General features: G+C 35.4%; 14 protein-coding genes. 13 read left to right on the top strand and 1 reads right to left on the bottom strand.

The window, feature by feature from the left end; translation table 11 throughout:
* The first annotated feature begins 367 nt into the window (after positions 1–367).
* Positions 368–994 (top strand): forespore capture DNA-binding protein RefZ, encoded by a 627-nt coding sequence (refZ, locus tag NKG37_RS25590; protein WP_016202816.1) that lies wholly within the window; start codon positions 368–370, stop codon positions 992–994.
* Here refZ and hisJ read toward each other — a convergent pair.
* Positions 977–1,783 (bottom strand): histidinol-phosphatase HisJ, encoded by an 807-nt coding sequence (gene hisJ, locus NKG37_RS25585; RefSeq protein WP_254415564.1) that lies wholly within the window; start codon positions 1,781–1,783, stop codon positions 977–979. The genes refZ and hisJ overlap by 18 nt on opposite strands.
* Before the next feature lie 407 nt (positions 1,784–2,190).
* On the opposite strand from hisJ, the gene ezrA reads away from it, so the two are divergent.
* The 12 genes from ezrA to tpx all read left to right on the top strand — a co-directional run bounded on the left by ezrA (position 2,191) and on the right by tpx (position 16,215).
* Positions 2,191–3,894 carry a septation ring formation regulator EzrA gene (gene ezrA / locus NKG37_RS25580; RefSeq protein WP_254415563.1) on the top strand — a complete coding sequence of 568 codons (1,704 nt, stop codon included), beginning with the start codon at positions 2,191–2,193 and terminating at the stop codon, positions 3,892–3,894.
* Between the two features lie 389 nt (positions 3,895–4,283).
* On the top strand, positions 4,284–5,432 hold the full coding sequence (locus NKG37_RS25575) for a cysteine desulfurase family protein (protein ID WP_169188975.1): 1,149 nt from the start codon (positions 4,284–4,286) through the stop codon (positions 5,430–5,432).
* Positions 5,429–6,637: a tRNA uracil 4-sulfurtransferase ThiI gene (gene thiI, locus NKG37_RS25570; protein WP_254415562.1), complete on the top strand. Its 1,209-nt coding sequence runs from the start codon at positions 5,429–5,431 to the stop codon at positions 6,635–6,637. The genes NKG37_RS25575 and thiI overlap by 4 nt, the downstream gene beginning before the upstream one ends.
* A gap of 149 nt (positions 6,638–6,786) precedes the next feature.
* Positions 6,787–6,987: an alpha/beta-type small acid-soluble spore protein gene (locus NKG37_RS25565; protein ID WP_016202811.1), complete on the top strand. Its 201-nt coding sequence runs from the start codon at positions 6,787–6,789 to the stop codon at positions 6,985–6,987.
* Positions 6,988–7,264: 277 nt separating this feature from the next.
* Entirely contained in the window at positions 7,265–8,842 is a 1,578-nt protein-coding gene (locus tag NKG37_RS25560) for an acyl-CoA synthetase MbcS (protein ID WP_101730636.1), read from the top strand.
* Between the two features lie 451 nt (positions 8,843–9,293).
* Positions 9,294–10,898, top strand: coding sequence for an amidohydrolase (locus NKG37_RS25555; protein WP_254415561.1), 1,605 nt, complete (start codon positions 9,294–9,296; stop codon positions 10,896–10,898).
* A gap of 163 nt (positions 10,899–11,061) precedes the next feature.
* Positions 11,062–11,988 (top strand): EamA family transporter RarD, encoded by a 927-nt coding sequence (gene rarD / locus NKG37_RS25550; protein ID WP_169189707.1) that lies wholly within the window; start codon positions 11,062–11,064, stop codon positions 11,986–11,988.
* 108 nt (positions 11,989–12,096) lie between these two features.
* The gene (gene sppA, locus NKG37_RS25545) at positions 12,097–13,110 is read left to right on the top strand and encodes a signal peptide peptidase SppA (protein WP_254415560.1); all 1,014 of its coding nucleotides are present in this window, start codon (positions 12,097–12,099) and stop codon (positions 13,108–13,110) included.
* 11 nt (positions 13,111–13,121) lie between these two features.
* On the top strand, positions 13,122–13,670 hold the full coding sequence (locus tag NKG37_RS25540) for an RDD family protein (RefSeq protein ID WP_016202806.1): 549 nt from the start codon (positions 13,122–13,124) through the stop codon (positions 13,668–13,670).
* 699 nt (positions 13,671–14,369) lie between these two features.
* A complete protein-coding gene (locus NKG37_RS25535; RefSeq protein ID WP_169188971.1) occupies positions 14,370–15,056 on the top strand; it encodes a DUF2953 domain-containing protein in 687 nt (228 codons plus the stop codon).
* Between the two features lie 21 nt (positions 15,057–15,077).
* Complete coding sequence (gene ytfJ, locus NKG37_RS25530) at positions 15,078–15,530, top strand: GerW family sporulation protein (protein WP_016202804.1); 453 nt, start codon at positions 15,078–15,080, stop codon at positions 15,528–15,530.
* A gap of 184 nt (positions 15,531–15,714) precedes the next feature.
* Positions 15,715–16,215, top strand: coding sequence for a thiol peroxidase (gene tpx / locus NKG37_RS25525; protein ID WP_101730639.1), 501 nt, complete (start codon positions 15,715–15,717; stop codon positions 16,213–16,215).
* The last annotated feature ends 326 nt before the right edge of the window (positions 16,216–16,541 follow it).

Genomic DNA, 16,541 nt, shown 5'->3' with positions numbered 1-16,541 from the left:
TCCATCTTGATAAAGAAGTGTAATCATAGGTGAAATGTTATTTTTACATTCTTTTAAAAATGGCTGTTTGTTGTTTTTCAATAGAGAAATTAATTATTTGGAAAAGCTAAGCAGCCTGAATACATGCAGACGCCACGGGGATTAGCGAGAGCGGTGAGACTCCGCAGGCTCACCGCTCTCCCCACGGAAAGCGAAAATTCTATTCAAGCTGCGGGTAACAGCAACAAACTTTACGAAAACAGCCTAAAAAATAGATTGTGAAAACCCAAAGATTTATTTGCAAAAAACAGTCTTTCTAAATAATAGAAGTTTTTAATAATTCAACCATACTTTTTAAGGAATCGCAACAGAAAAGAGGTAAGGCGAAATGAAAGAAATTTCAACAAGGGACGCTATTGTAGAAGCAGCCATTTCCTTATTTAATCGGAAGGGCTATCATGGAACTTCTATTAGGGATATAGCTGGATTGGCAAAGGTAAACACAGCAAATATATCTTATTACTTTAATGGAAAACAGGGGTTGTTAGAATATTGCTATATGAACTTTTTTGAAACTTATTTAGAGCTGTTAGAAGAGGTATTCTTGCAAACTGGTAGTCCAACCGAAAAATTAAAAAGAATGGTCGACAGTATTATTACCTATCAATGTAAAAATCCTCAACTAACAAGATTTGTTTTGCGAGAGGTTTCGATTGATTCACAGGTTGTAAGAGAAATAATGTCCACCTATTATGTAAAAGAAAGATACATCTTTACGCAAATTTTTGAAAAAGGAATAGAGAGCAAAGAATTTAGAAAACAGTCTATATCCTATAGCATTATTCAATTAAAAGGGTTACTCTCCATGCCTTTTATTCATTCTTACTATGTGACGGAAGTTCTCCATGTATTCTTACATGAAGACTACTTCAAAAGAAAATACCTAGAAGAGATTCATCGGTGGATTCATGATATCGTTTGTTTAACTGAGAAAGAATTATCGATCATTCCATAACATGACGTTCCAGCCCTGTCCTAAATCTTGAGCTTGATGAGCATCTGAACCATAAATCAATGGAATATTGCGTTTTACCGCTTCTTCAACAATCCAGTTAGGTGGATATGGTTCTTTACAATATGGTTTATTGACACCTGCTCCATTATAATCTAGTTCATATCCTTGATTTTTCACTTCTTCCAATATGGCGAAAAGTACTGTTTGGAAGTTTTGCTCCAAAGGGTACATATGGTGGAACTTACGTATAAGTGTCATATGACCGATTCGTTTTGGCTTGGCTGGTCCTAAATCTGCTTTAATCGATTTTAAAAGTGTTTGATAATAGCAATCATATATTTTTGAAACTCCTCCGTATTGTTCGACCATTTTTCCAAAATATTCAGGGCTATAATCAACGCAATCATAGTGAGTGGACATTGGATTTTTCAAAAAGTGTACACTTAGAATACTGTCATCTAAAAAGTGACCCCATTGAGCTAGAAAATTTTTTATTTCTAGCTCAAATCCTTCTATATAATCTATTTCTAATCCTACGTTTATCTTGATTCTCTTTTCGTACTCTTTTTTTATCCTTTGCACGTCCTCTAAATAAAAAGGTAAAACTTCCAGCGTTATGCTACTGTCTTGTGTTGGTGTTGTATCGATAAATCCTTTTGGCAAGGGAGCATGCTCAGTAAATGTCATTTCCGTGAAACCGAGAGCAATGGCTTGTTCTGCATATTGCTTAAGAGAATCCTTCGTTCCATGGGGACAATATGGTGTATGGATGTGCCCGTCCTTTTTCATTGTAATAACACCCTTTCCATTCATACTTTTATCAATATTATACCTAATATAGCAGGAAGATTAATAAAGAAGTAGTCCATACGTGTTTTTTATGAAAAATCCTTATATAATTAAGATATCTATCGAACGATGAAAAAAGTAGACGAAATTATGAAAAAAACATAAAATAATAGTCAAAAATTGTCGTTTACATGTTATCATAAATACAAAGAATGGAACCTACTTAAAAAGAGACATCTATCATCGTTTTAACTCGTGCATTATTGGATAGATTTGTTGAACTCGATTGAGTTTTTTATGACAGTTAGTCTGTTTTTATTTAATGATGGATTACTGCCTTGATATTAGATAAAATTTAGTTAAAATAGATACGGAATTATGGCCGGTGTATGAACAGGGGGCTTCAAATGAATTACATAATTGGAGGAATAGGCATTGCTATTTGCTTATTCGTAGCGGGATATTTTATTAAAAGAAAATATTATAATGGTGTCGATGAATTAGAAAATTGGAAAATAAACATGATGAATCGTCCAGTTTTGGAAGAACTCACAAAGGTTAAACAATTGAATATGATTGGGCAAACCGAAGAGTTATTTGAACGATGGAGAAAAGAATGGGACGATATAGTTACAACTGAGTTACCAGATATTGAAGAACTTCTTTTTGATACAGAGAGTTATATTGATAAATATAACTTTCCAAAAGCGAAAAAGACACAAGATACGATTCGCATGAAAATGGAAAGTGTAGATAAAAGGATCGATACAATCTTAGAGGAACTTAATAACCTTGTAGGCAGTGAAGAAAAAAACCGAACGGAAATTGAAGACCTGAAAGAATCCTATCGACTAAGCAAAAAAAATCTTTTAGCTCACCGCCATACTTTTGGCGATACGGAGAAAAAGATTGAAACGATGCTTCATGAAACATCGGAATTATTTATTGCTTATGATGAAAAAACAAATAATGGAGATTATTTAGAAGCAAGAGAAATTGTCTATAAAATCCAGGATCGTTTAACAACCATTACTTATCTTATTGAGAAGATTCCTCCATTACTAATTGAATGTCAGACGAAATTACCAGAGCAGCTGGATGAGTTGAAAGATGGCTATGTTGACATGATCGAGCAGGGATACATTTTAGAACATTTACAAATGGAAGAAGAGATAGAAAATTTAACAAATGAGCTTGCTTCAACAGAAAATGAAATAAAAGAAGGAAATGTGGAGGCAGTAGAGAAAGTTATTTCTGAAATTCAGGAGAAACTTGATTTACTTTATGATTTATTAGAGAAAGAAGTGCTTGCAAAAAATTATTGCAGCAATAATATGATGGCAACAAAGGATATCCTAGAAGATGTTCAGCAAGGAAATGCGCAGCTACAAGTGGAAGTTGGATTATTGCAAAAGAACTATAATCTAGATAATGAAGATATTGAGCTTCAATTTAAGCTGGAGAAGAGATTAAATTTCCTTTTCAAGCAATATGAAGTATTAGAGCATAAGTTAATGAAGGAATCAGCTGCACACACTTTATTAGGGGAAGAGCTAAAGGAATTGAAGGAACAGCTAGAAAATGCATCTTTAGAACAAAAAGCCTTATTTGAAAAGCTCCATGCTCTTCGTAAAGATGAAGTATCTGCACATAATCGTTTGAGCGAATTAAGTAAACAAGTGGCGGATGCTGTTAGAAGAGTGACGAATAGCAATTTACCAGGTGTTACAGATGAGTACAATGAACTAGTGCATGAAGCGAAAGAAAGTATCGATGAAGTAAAAAGAATGTTAGAACGCACGCCATTAAATATGGTTGAAGTGAAGAGGATTATAGATTTAACAGAAGAAAAAGTGAAGGTATTAGTGAATGCAACAATTGAATTAGTTGAAACTGTTTATTTAGCAGAGAGAATAATTCAATATGGAAACAGATACCGTCGCAAATCTCAAAAAGTCCACCAAGGCTTACTAGAAGCTGAAGCACATTTTAGAAACTATCGCTATAAAGAGGCTCTGCAATATGCGGCAGCAACAATAGAAGAAATTGAACCAGGAAGCACTAATAAAATTGAAGCTTGGTCGAATGAATGGAAAGAAAATCAAAGTTAAAGACATCCAGCTAATTCGATAATGTCCAGAAAAAGTCTGAGGAATATCAACTCAGACTTTTTTCATGGAACGGCGGAAATTTCTATGGAAGAAAAACAGGAAGAAAATAAAAGCCGCATCTTTTTATTCCATTCTTAACGGATAGTAATACTGTCACCTTAAGTAGCAGAAAATCAGGGAACTAGGTATTGAAACTCTCTTATAAAAATCTGAGATGTACAACTAACCATAAGTGGGAATGAGAAAACCTCCTCACCGATGGAAGTTTTCTTTACTACTTGTACTTATATTTGCAAAAGTTTTAACATATGGTAGCATAATAAAGGAAAACTTTCATTAGTGGGTCTTACTACCTATTATGCAGATTATGGAAAGGAACTTCCGAAGTAATGATATATTTAGACAATAGCGCAACAACAAGGCCTTTTTCAGAGGTTCTTACATCATATACAACCGTATCTCAAAAGTTCTTTGGAAACCCCTCCTCCATCCATCGAATCGGTATGGAAGCAGAGAAATTGCTAATACAAGCAAGAGAGCAAATTGCTGGACTCTTAGGCGTAAAAAGTAATGAAATTTATTTCACCTCAGGAGGAACGGAAGGAAATAATACTGTGTTAAAAGGGATTGCTCGTACGTATAAGGGAAGAGGAAATCATATTATAACAACAACCGTTGAACATGATTCTATTCATAAGGTAATGGAACAATTAGAAGAAGATGGTTTCTCTATCTCCTATGTACCTGTCAATGAATTTGGACAAGTATCCGCCGAAGATATAATCAAACATATTCGCAAAGAAACAATCTTAGTTTCTGTAATGCATGTGAACAATGAAATAGGTTCGATTCAACCAATTGAGGAAATAGGAAAAATTTTATCTAATTATTATCCTAATATATATTTTCATGTAGATGGTGTCCAAGGAATTGGGAAACAAGCTATTTCATTAAAGAAGGCTAATGTGGATGCTTATACCATCTCGGCCCATAAATTTCATGGGCTAAAAGGGAATGGAGTTTTATATATAAAAGAAGGAAAAAGAATGGAACCATTATTAGCAGGTGGAGGGCAGGAGAATGCTTTCCGAAGTGGAACAGAGAATGTAGCTGGTGCTGTAGCAACTGCCAAAGCATTACGTATGCAGCTCCAAAATGAAAAGGACAAAATGTCTATTCTGACACAGATGAATCTTTATTTGCGTGAGCAACTAGCTAGAATGAAAGGTATCTCTATCCATTCTCCAGCTCTAGAAAAAAGTGTTCCACATATTCTTAATTTCTCCATCGAAGGGGTAAAAGCAGAGGTATTTGTTCATGCTTTAGAGGAACGTGGGATTTATATTTCTACTACGAGTGCATGTTCTTCCAAAACAAATAAAGTTAGTAAAACATTATTAGGAATTGGTGTACCAGAACAAATTGCGGAAAGCTCTTTTAGAATTAGTCTATCTTATGAAAATACAATGACAGAAATGGAAAAAGTAATTGCTGCAATAAAAGACATCAAGGAATGGTTGAGAGGTGTAATGAAGTGAAATATGATCGTATTTTAATACGTTATGGAGAGCTATCTACAAAAGGGAGAAACAGAAAACAATTTGTAGATAAATTGAAGCAAACAATTGTAAAGTCTTTAGATGGTTTTCCGAATGTGGCGATTGAAGCCAAAAGGGAAAGAATGTATGTATTATTGAATGGGGAAAGTGCTGAGGAGATTTCCAAAGTTCTCAAAAGTATTTTTGGAATTCAATCTTTTAGCCCCGCAATCAAGTTAGAAAGAGATATTGAAATAATAAAAGCAGCTGCTTTGGATATAGTTGCTTTTTTATATAATGACGGATGTACTTTTAAAATAAGTGCTAGACGTGCTGATAAAGAGTTCGAACTTGATACAAATGATATTAATCAAGCTATTGGTGGCCATTTATTAAAAAATATCCCTGGTTTAAAAGTGGATGTTAAAAATCCTGATATTAATGTACAAATTGAAGTTAGACAAGAAGCGATTTATCTTTCGTGTGAAAATATTGCAGGGGCAGGTGGATTGCCTTCAGGCACAAGCGGGAAAGCAATGCTTATGTTATCAGGAGGGTTAGACAGCCCTGTAGCGGGTTATTTATCCATGAAAAGAGGCCTAGAAGTAGAGGGCGTTCATTTCTTTAGTCCTCCGTTTACTAGCGAAAGAGCAAAACAAAAGGTAATTGATATTTCGGAAAAGCTTGCTCATTTTAATGGTCATTTCGTATTGCATATTGTTCCATTTACTACTATTCAACAGTTGATTCATAAACAAATTCCAGAAAATTATACAATGACGGCAACTAGAAGAATGATGTTAAGAATTACAGATGAAATTCGCAGAAGACAAGAAGCACTTGCGATTATAACGGGAGAAAGCTTAGGGCAAGTTGCAAGCCAAACGTTAGAAAGTATGTATGCGATCAATGATGTGACAAATACACCAATATTGAGACCATTAATTACGTCAGATAAAACAGAAATAATTGAATGGGCAAAGAAAATCGATACACATGATATTTCGATTCGCCCATATGAGGATTGCTGTACAGTATTTGTACCATCTTCTCCTAAAACGAAACCTAAAAAAGAAAAAGTGCAGTATTATGAAAGCTTTACTGATTTTGAGCCATTGATTGAAGAAGCTGTTAATAAGGTGGAAACGATAATCCTAAAAAGAGAAGAGAAAAAGATTAACACAGAAACAGATTCTCTTTTCTAATACTAATTTTAAGTGGGGATAACTCGGTAAAAACTAGAAGATATGGTAATAACATTAATTTCCAAATTTATTGTGAACAATTACCAGTAATTTAAACGAATGAATGCCAGGTGTATTACACATTCTATTATCACAAGGAGGTGATACACATGGCAAACAATTCAAATCAATTAGTGGTTCCTGGTGTTTCTCAAGCTTTAGACCAAATGAAATATGAAATTGCTACTGAGTTTGGTGTAAGCTTAGGTGCTGAAACAACTTCTCGTGCTAACGGATCTGTTGGTGGTGAAATCACTAAACGTTTAGTACAAATGGCTGAGCAACAATTAGGCGGCGGTTTCTCTAAATAATTTAATACAATGGCTACAAAGAGCAAGGCATCATGCCTTGCTCTTTTCTTACGGCTTTTTTATTGGCAAAATAATTTTACTCATCAAAAGGAAGTGCAGTTTTCAGAGGAATGATGCTTCAAAACTGTTTATCTGGTAGAAGAAAAGAGTTTTTTGAAAAAATTCAGAAAAATACATTAATTTCATTGAAGGTTTGAAATTTAAATAATTTAAAAAATACAGGTAGGGTAGTATAATGGGTTAAGTATTTACAATTAGAATCAGGAGGAAAATATTTATGAGTACGGAAGATTTAATAGCTCCAGAACAATATAACTTTGTTTCGGAGATTGAAAAATTTGCCCAAAATCCAGATAGACTTGCATTGAAATGGGAGAATGAAGAAGGCGAAACAAAAGAAGTTACCTATTCCTCCTTAATGAAAGCAGCAAATAGAATAGGAAATGTATTTAAAGAAGAGGGCTTACAAAAAGGGGATGTCGTCCTTGTCATTGTTCCAAGAATAATGGAAGCTTATCAAGTATATTTAGCTGCATTAAAACTAGGGTTAACCGTTCTACCTAGTTCAGAAATGCTTCGTGCGAAAGACTTACAATATCGCATCAAGCACGGAGACGTAAAAGCAGTTGTTAGTTATTATCCATTCATAGGTGAATTAGAACTGGTGGAAGAAATACATACGATTAAACGTTTTGTGCTAGGAGAAGGAAAAGAAGGCTGGATGACTTTAGATGAGCGAGTACATGATGTTTCCGATGAGCTTGAGCTCGTTCATACACTTAAGACAGACACAGCATTTATTTCATACACATCCGGAACAACCGGTAATCCTAAAGGGGTTGTACATACACATGGGTGGGCATATGCTCATCTAAGAACGGCTGCGCCTAATTGGCTCTGTATTGAAGAGGGAGACTTAGTGTGGGCAACTGCAGGACCTGGATGGCAGAAATGGGTTTGGAGTCCTTTATTATCAGTATTAGGATCTGGAGCGATTGGACTTGTTTATCATGGTAGATTTAACCCAGAAAAATATTTGCAGCTTCTGGAGAAATACGAAGTAAATGTTTTTTGTTGTACACCAACTGAGTATCGTTTGATGGCGAAAGTGGAAGATATTCATAAGTATCAATTAAATCAACTACGAAGTGCTGTTTCCGCTGGAGAACCATTAAACAGAGAAGTAATTGATGTATTTAAAGAACATTTCCAGCTAGATGTACGTGATGGATATGGACAAACAGAAAATACATTGCTAATTGGGATAACAAAAGGTGTTGAATTACGACCTGGGTCGATGGGGAAACCAACACCAGGAAATATTGTAGAAATTATCAATGAAGATGGTGAAATATGTCCTATAGATGAGGTTGGTGATATCGCTGTACATAAAGATACACCTGCATTATTTAAAGAGTATTTAAAAGAACCAGAGAGAACGAAAAATCAATTTCGCGGTGATTATTACATCACTGGTGACCGTGCGAGAAAAGATAAAGATGGCTATTTTTGGTTCGAAGGTCGAAGAGATGATATCATTATCAGTTCTGGTTATACAATTGGACCATTTGAAGTGGAGGATGCTTTAGTTAAGCATAGAGCGGTTAAAGAATGTGCAGTAGTAGCAAGTCCAGATTCGATCAGAGGAAATGTTGTGAAAGCTTTTGTTGTTCTTCGAGATGGAATGGAAGGAAGCGAAGAATTAATCAAAGAGCTGCAATCTCATGTGAAAAAATTAACAGCCCCTTATAAGTATCCTCGCAAGATAGAATTTATGGATGAATTGCCGAAAACAACTTCAGGTAAAATTAGAAGAGTTGAATTACGGGAAAATGAGCAGAAAAATAAGTATTAAAGAAGAAAATGACGCATTCAGCTAATAGGATCGTCTATTTAAAAGAGGATGGGACATAACTAAATAGATACTCTGTAAAGACGAACAATTTCTAATATAGCTAGTAAATAGCGGCTGCTTTCGCATACTTTTTACAAGAGGAAATATAATTAGTTGGAAAAACAGAGCAGCCGGAATACACGAAGACTCCTATGGGATTAGCGAGACAGTCTGAGACCCTGCAGGCCACAGGCCGAAGCGGCTCAGCGCGAGCCCCATGGAAAGCGAAGTGTATTCCGGCTGCGGGGAATCGCACCAAACTTCATGGAAACATCCTTTGAAAAACAAATAAAAGCCCGAACAATTATACGGAACATTCATTAGCATCTTCGTATAATTGTTCGGAATTATCCTTGGCTGGAATACTTATGTCCCAGCCTCTTTTATGAAAAGTAAATAACAGGAGGATCTGATGGGGAAACTTATTTATGGTGGGAAAATATATACGCTTAAAGAGGAAGGGCATGTAGTAGAAGCTGTTTTTACGGACAAGCAGCATATTGTCGATTATGGAGATAAAAACTACTTGGAAGAAAAATTTGCAGGAAGTATCGTAGAAAAAATAGATTTAAAAGGTGATATCCTTTTGCCAGGGTTTGTAGATAGTCACATGCATTTAGTTGGTCACGGGGAAAAACTTTTAAGGTTAAATTTATCAACGTGTACATCTAAAGAGCAAGCTTTGAAATTGCTGGCTAGTTATGCGAAGGACATAAAAGAAGGAGAATGGATTATTGGTGATGGCTGGAATGAAAACATGTGGCCAGAGCAACAGGCGCTAACTTTTAAGGATATCGATGAGTATGTGCCAAATCATCCAGTTCTGTTAAATCGAATATGCAAGCATGCAATCGCAGTGAACGCTTATGCTTTAAAAATTGCCAATATTACAAATGATACAGCAGTCCCATTTGGCGGTGTTATTGAAAAGGATGAAGCAGGCAATCTTACAGGGGTTTTTAAAGATCAAGCCCAAGAATTAATCACAAGCATATTACCTAAGGTGACAGATGATTATGTAGAAAGAGCATTGCGAGCAGGGATTAAAGATGCTTATCGCTTAGGGCTTACTGGAGCGCATACAGAAGATTTAAACTATTATCATGGCTATGAAGGTACATACCGTTCCTTTAAAAAAGTAGTAGAAGAAGAAGGGAATCTTTTTAGAGCTCATTTGCTTGTTCATCATGAAGTATTTGAAGAAATGATCCAAGCAGGTGGAAAATATTTAGGAGGTTCGGAGTGGGTTGAGCTTGGTAGTATGAAAATATTTGCTGATGGTGCTTTTGGTGGAAGAACGGCACTATTAAGTAGACCATATCATGATGATCCTTCCACAAATGGAGTAAGTATTTTTACCCAAGAAGTGTTAAATCGATTGGTAGCGAAAGCAAGAGAAAAAGAAGTTCCAATAGCAGTCCATGCAATCGGAGATGCAGCTTTTGAAATGGTGTTAGAGGCGATTGAAAAACACCCATTGCAAGGTTTTGGGAGAGATCGTCTTATCCATGCAACGATGCTACGTAAAGATTTAATCGAACGGATGAGAGGATTACCTTTAATATTAGATATCCAGCCAAGCTTTGTAGCTTCTGATTTTCCATGGGTAATAGATAGACTTGGAAAGGAAAATCTTGCTTATTGTTATGCCTGGAAAACACTATTAAAAGAAGGGCTGCATTGTGCAGGAGGCTCAGATGCTCCGATTGAAAGTGCGAATCCTTTAGCAGGAATTCAAGCGGCTGTAACAAGATCTAACGATGAGGATAAACGGGGAGTAGGATATCTTCCAGAAGAGGCATTGACAGTTTATGAAGCTGTTTGCCTGTATACGAAAGGAAGTGCCTATGCTATTTGCCATGAAGATAACCGTGGAAAAATCGAAAAAGGATATCTAGCGGATTTTACCATATTAAACAAAGATATTTTTACAATAAATCCACAGGAAATTGAGAAAATAATAGTAACAAAAACGATTGTTGGAAATGAAATAATGTATGAACGTTTGGCGCAATAACCAATAAAAAGATTAGGAATAATCCCTAATCTTTTTGCTTGTTTATGAAAATATTCCGCAAAAAGGTTCATTCCTTTACAAACAAAATGCTAAAAAAGATTGCCAGCTTCCAAAAAAATATATATAATATGGAATATTTCGAATATAGAAAGAAGCGATGATGATGGAGAAAAACGACGTTCGGCATGGGGTCATATTTGCGGCGATTTCCTATTTAATATGGGGGCTTTTCCCGATATATTGGAAACATCTGCAGGGGGTAGGAGCAGATGAAATTCTAGCAAACAGAATTTTGTGGTCGTTTATATTTATGTGTATTTTACTAACTTTTACACGTAAATGGGGATTGTTTTATCAAACACTGCGATCATTTAAGCATCAAAAAAAACAGGGAATTATGCTATTTGTTGCCTCTGTATTAGTTAGTTGTAATTGGTTTGTCTATATTTGGGCTGTAAATGCAAATAAAATAATCGAAACTAGTCTCGGATATTATATAAATCCATTAGTAAGTGTATTATTGGGTATTTTTGTAATGAAAGAAAAATTGTCGAAAATTCAGTATGTCTCCGTCGGATTAGCTGCAATTGGAGTCTGTATTATTACATTTGCACATGGCGCATTTCCTTGGATAGCAATATCTTTAGCATTAACATTTGGATTATATGGCTTAACAAAAAAATTAATCAAAGTTAATTCGGATGTAGGATTAACATTGGAAACAATGTTTATTACACCATTTGCTTTACTTTATATTGGCTATTTATTTATTAAAGGGGATCATGCATTTTTAGCAGTTTCAGCAAGTTTGGATTTCTTATTAATTATTTCAGGTGTATTAACTGCAGTACCATTATTGTTTTTTGCTAAGGGGGCGCAGAAGATTCCTTTATCTATGCTGGGGTTCATTCAATATTTAACACCTACATTGACACTGATTCTTGGGGTATTTGTATATCATGAACCATTTACACCTTCTCATTTATTAGCATTTATATTTATTTGGACAGCATTATCGATTTATTCTCTTTCGCAAACAAAGTTATTTACTAATTCCAAAAAGCGACAGCAAGCAAAGGGAATAGCATAATACAATAGAAAAATTAATACGATATTTAAGTGCTTTACCATTTTTCTGAAACATTCTCGATGGTAGTACGTATATGAAATAGAAAGATTAATAGGGGGTTATGAGTGAATGAGTGGAAAACGTTGGGCAGCTTTAGGGATAGCAGGTGTTATATTCGCTTTCTCCATTATTACCAGCATGGTATCAATGGCATTTACAACAGATGTAGAAGAGTTATTTGGACAATTCCTAAGTGAGGGAGAAGCGCCTTATGTAGAAGAATACATAGAGGATGGAGATTATTCTAAGAAAATAGTGGTCTTAGAAGTATCTGGAGCCATCCAAGATACAGGCGATGCTGAATCTCTTTTCTCAACAGTAGGATATAACCATACTTCATTTATGGAAAAACTTGATTACATAAACGAAGATCCGAGTGTAAAAGGAGTTATTTTGAAAGTGAATTCTCCAGGTGGAGGAGTTGTAGAAAGTGCCCAAATTCATGATAAATTAGTCGAAATACAAAAGGAATCGGACATACCGGTTTACGTATCAATGGGTTCTATGGCAGCTTCTGGAGGGTATTATATTTCAGCAGCCGCAGATAAAATTTTTGCAAGTCCTGAAACATTGACTGGTTCACTTGGAGTTATTATGAGTGGATATAATTTTGAAGGGCTTGCTGAAAAATATGGAGTAGAGTTTGTCACAATTAAGAGTGGTAAGTATAAGGATATCATGAGTTCAACGAGAGAAATGACAGAGGAAGAAAGAGATATACTCCAACAATTAATCGACAATTCTTACGCTGGCTTTGTTAAAGTTATTGCGGACGGACGAGGTATGACAGAAGCAGAAGTGAAAAAAATCGCAGATGGTCGTATCTATGATGGTAGACAGGCGAAGGAATTAAATTTAATTGATGATTTTGGCTATTTTGATGATGTAGTAGAACAGATGAAAACAGATTATAAATTAAAGGACGCAGCGGTTGTTAAGTATACCGACAATACTGGTTTTGGTTCCCTGTTCGGCATGACTGCAAAAAAATTAATAACAAGTGAGGATAAAGAATTAGCAAATATATTAAAAATCGTCACAAATGCTAACTCACCTCGGCTAATGTATTTATATGCAGAATAGGAGGGGACATAATGAGTAATGAACGTGATGATTTTGAACAAGAAGTATTACAGAAGGAAGAAGGACTACAAGAGCAATCAGTATCATCAGAGAAGCAAGTGGATATTGAAAAAACAGTACTGGCAGAAGAACAAAATAAGGAAATTTCTTATGTCTATGCAGGCTTTTGGATGCGTTTTTGGGCTTATTTAGCCGACTTAATTATTGTCTCGAGCGTTAACCGTATCTTAATCTACCCAATTCTACGAATATTAGATGTGCCGTTGCATGAATCAGGTATTTTTTCTACGGTAAACATTTGTACAGCGATTACTTTTTATTTGTATTTTGTTTTAATGACTAAGTTTTTAAAACAAACGTTAGGAAAAATGATCTTTGGCTTAAAGGTAGTGCCTATAAACAAAGAAAAGTTAACTTGGGATACGGTTCTGTTCCGGGAGTGGATCGGTCGATTTATCTCTGGCAGTTTTTTCATTTTATATGCATTAGTGGCCTTCTTGCCAAAAAAACAAGGAATTCATGACTTATTTGCTGATACGGCAGTGATTCATGATCGATAAAAAAACAGTCCATAACAACGTCGATGTTGTTATGGACTGTTTTTTTTTTTGAGGCTGGGACAAAAGTATTGCAACCAAATATAAACTCGAACCATTATATGGAGATTGTTAATCAAATTTTCGTATAATTGTTTGGGTTTTTTATTCATTTTAAATAGGGTTTGAGGTAGTTACCCGCAGACTGAATCCACTTTGCTTTCCATGGGGCGAGCGCCGAGCCGCTTCGGCTTCGCCTGCAGGGTCTCGGACTTTCTCGCAGCTCCCATAGGAGTCTACGTGTATTCAATCTGCTCCGCTTTTCCTAATAATTAAATTTTCTTTAAAAAAATTGGTGGAACTAAATAACCTTTAAAAACGCAATGGAACGAATTGGCTTCACTACTAAATGAGAGATTGTTCGCCTTTACGCAGTATATATTTTGTTTTATCCCAGCCTCTTAATGGGTGGAATTTCTCCCACTCTTCACAGGCAGTAAGACTTAACCATAAACTGCGGAAAATTGAGAGAGCTAGGGGTGGAAACTCTCTCATAAAAGGTCCAATAAGTGCAATAATCAACAGTGAAGGAGGGGGAAGACTCTCCTCTGTTGGCAGTTTTCTTTATTTTTGCTTAAACATTGAGTCAAGATTCCTTGTAAAGCATGTTTATTTTTACCTACTTTATCCAATAATAATAAGCTGAAGGGAAGTGTTACCAAAGTGAAAGTTCTTTTCATAATCGCTATTATTATTGGTGCTTTTTTATTACTGCTCGTTCTCTTATGCTTTTTAAAATTAACCATACATATACGCTATTATCATAAAAAGGATAATGATGATTTAAAAATAGAGGTTCGCGCATTATTTGGACTTATAAAATATAAAAAAACAATCCCTCTGATAAAAATAGATAATGACTCCCCAACGTTGGTGATGGAAGAGGAAACGGAAATAAAGGGTAAAAAAGATACAACGGAGGAAACAAAACAATATTCTCCTTCTGATTTATTGAATTTTTTATCAAATTTCAAAGAATTATTGAATCATGTTGTTCAATTTCACCGCATAGTAAGGTCATTTTTAGCGAAACTTACAATAAGGAATATAGAATGGAGTTCTATTGTTGGACTCGGTGATGCAGCTCATACTGGCATGGTTTCTGGAGCTATATGGGCAGTGAAAGGAAGCATTATCGGGATTATTAGTAATTATATGAAACTTCGAGATATGCCAAAAATCAATATTTATCCACACTTTCAAGGAGTTGCATCTGAAACATTATTTTCTTGTATGATTCAATTTCGGATAGGGCATGCTATGATGGCAGGAATTAAACTGGTGAAATATTGGAAAGATGGTTTTCCTAAGTTTAAAACTAATGAAACGTCTATTCCAAGTAAACAATAGTACAAATGGAGGAATGGGAAAATGTCAGATCATCCAATTCAAGGCTTAATGACAACCGCAATGGAAAATTTAAAAGAAATGATTGATGTCAATACGATTATTGGCGATCCAGTCGAGACACCTGATGGCAGCGTTATATTAACGGTTTCCAAAGTAGGCTTTGGGTTTGCAGCTGGAGGAAGCGAGTTTACGCTAGAAAATCATTCATTAAACGATTCACTAACAAAGCATCCTTTCGGTGGAGGTAGCGGTGGCGGAGTAAGTATTACGCCAATTGCTTTCTTGATTGTAAATGCTCAAGGTGTAAAAATGGTACACTTGGACGAAAGTACACACCTATACGAAAAAATCTTGGACATTGCGCCACAAGCAGTTGATAAAATTCAGCAAATGTTTGCAAAAAAAGATTCTTCCTCTGAGTCAAATAGTAGTGAAGGTCATACACATCAACAAAAAGAAAATATTGAATTTTAATAGTTAGAATTGCTACGAATATAATGGTTGGAAGTACGAGTTCACAATAAACGGTGAACTCGTTTCATTTTACTTGTAAATGAAAATCATTCTTTATACAGTTCGTAATTTTTGCAAATACAAGGAACAATCGCTATGATGAAAGTAATTACATAAGATTACATAAAAAATGGAGGAGAATACAATGGCAACAGTAACATTTAAACATACCCCAGTAACATTGATTGGTAATGAAGTGAAGGTTGGAGATAAGGCACCCGATTTTATCGCATTAGCTAATGATATGTCAGAAGTATCACTAGCAAGCTCAAAGGGGAAAATTCGTCTTTTTAGTGTTGTTCCTTCAATTGATACAGGTGTTTGTGATACGCAAACAAGAAGATTTAATGAAGAAGCTGCTAATCTTGCGAATATAGAGATAATAACAGTAAGTGTTGATTTACCTTTCGCTCAAAGAAGATGGTGTGCAGCAAGTGGTTTAGATAATGTTATTACTGTATCAGACCACAGAGATTTATCTTTTGGGGAAGCGTACGGCGTTGTTATGAAAGAATTGCGTTTATTAGCACGAGCAATCTTTGTTGTTGACACAAATGATACTGTTACATATGTAGAATATGTAAGTGAAGGCAGTAACCATCCAAACTATGAGGCAGCTATTTCAGCAGCAAAAGCAGCAAACTGATGAACTTAATTGCAGGTAATACATCGATTATCTGGTTAAATGATTAACCGTGTGATAAGCTAGAGTTTGGCCTTCTATTAAAAGGACAGGCTCTTTTTATTTGTCTGTTTTCTTTTTCTGGTCAACTCTTAACGCGGGCAGTAAGCCCCCCCGCCTCAAAGCTGTGGGAAATCGAAGAACTAGGCGTAGAAACTCTCCCGAAAAGTTCGATAAGTGCAACTAACCACGAGTGGGAGATGAGGAAAAAACACTGATGGAAGCTTCTTTATGTGGTTACAAGGCATACTTTGTGTGAAGCTTGAAGATAAGACATGAAAAGCCATTTA

This window comes from Niallia sp. RD1, assembly GCF_024219955.1.
Lineage (GTDB): Bacteria > Bacillota > Bacilli > Bacillales > Cytobacillaceae > Niallia > Niallia alba.
Note: the sequence above shows the minus strand (reverse complement) of the source record. Positions and strands in the feature narration are given on the sequence as shown.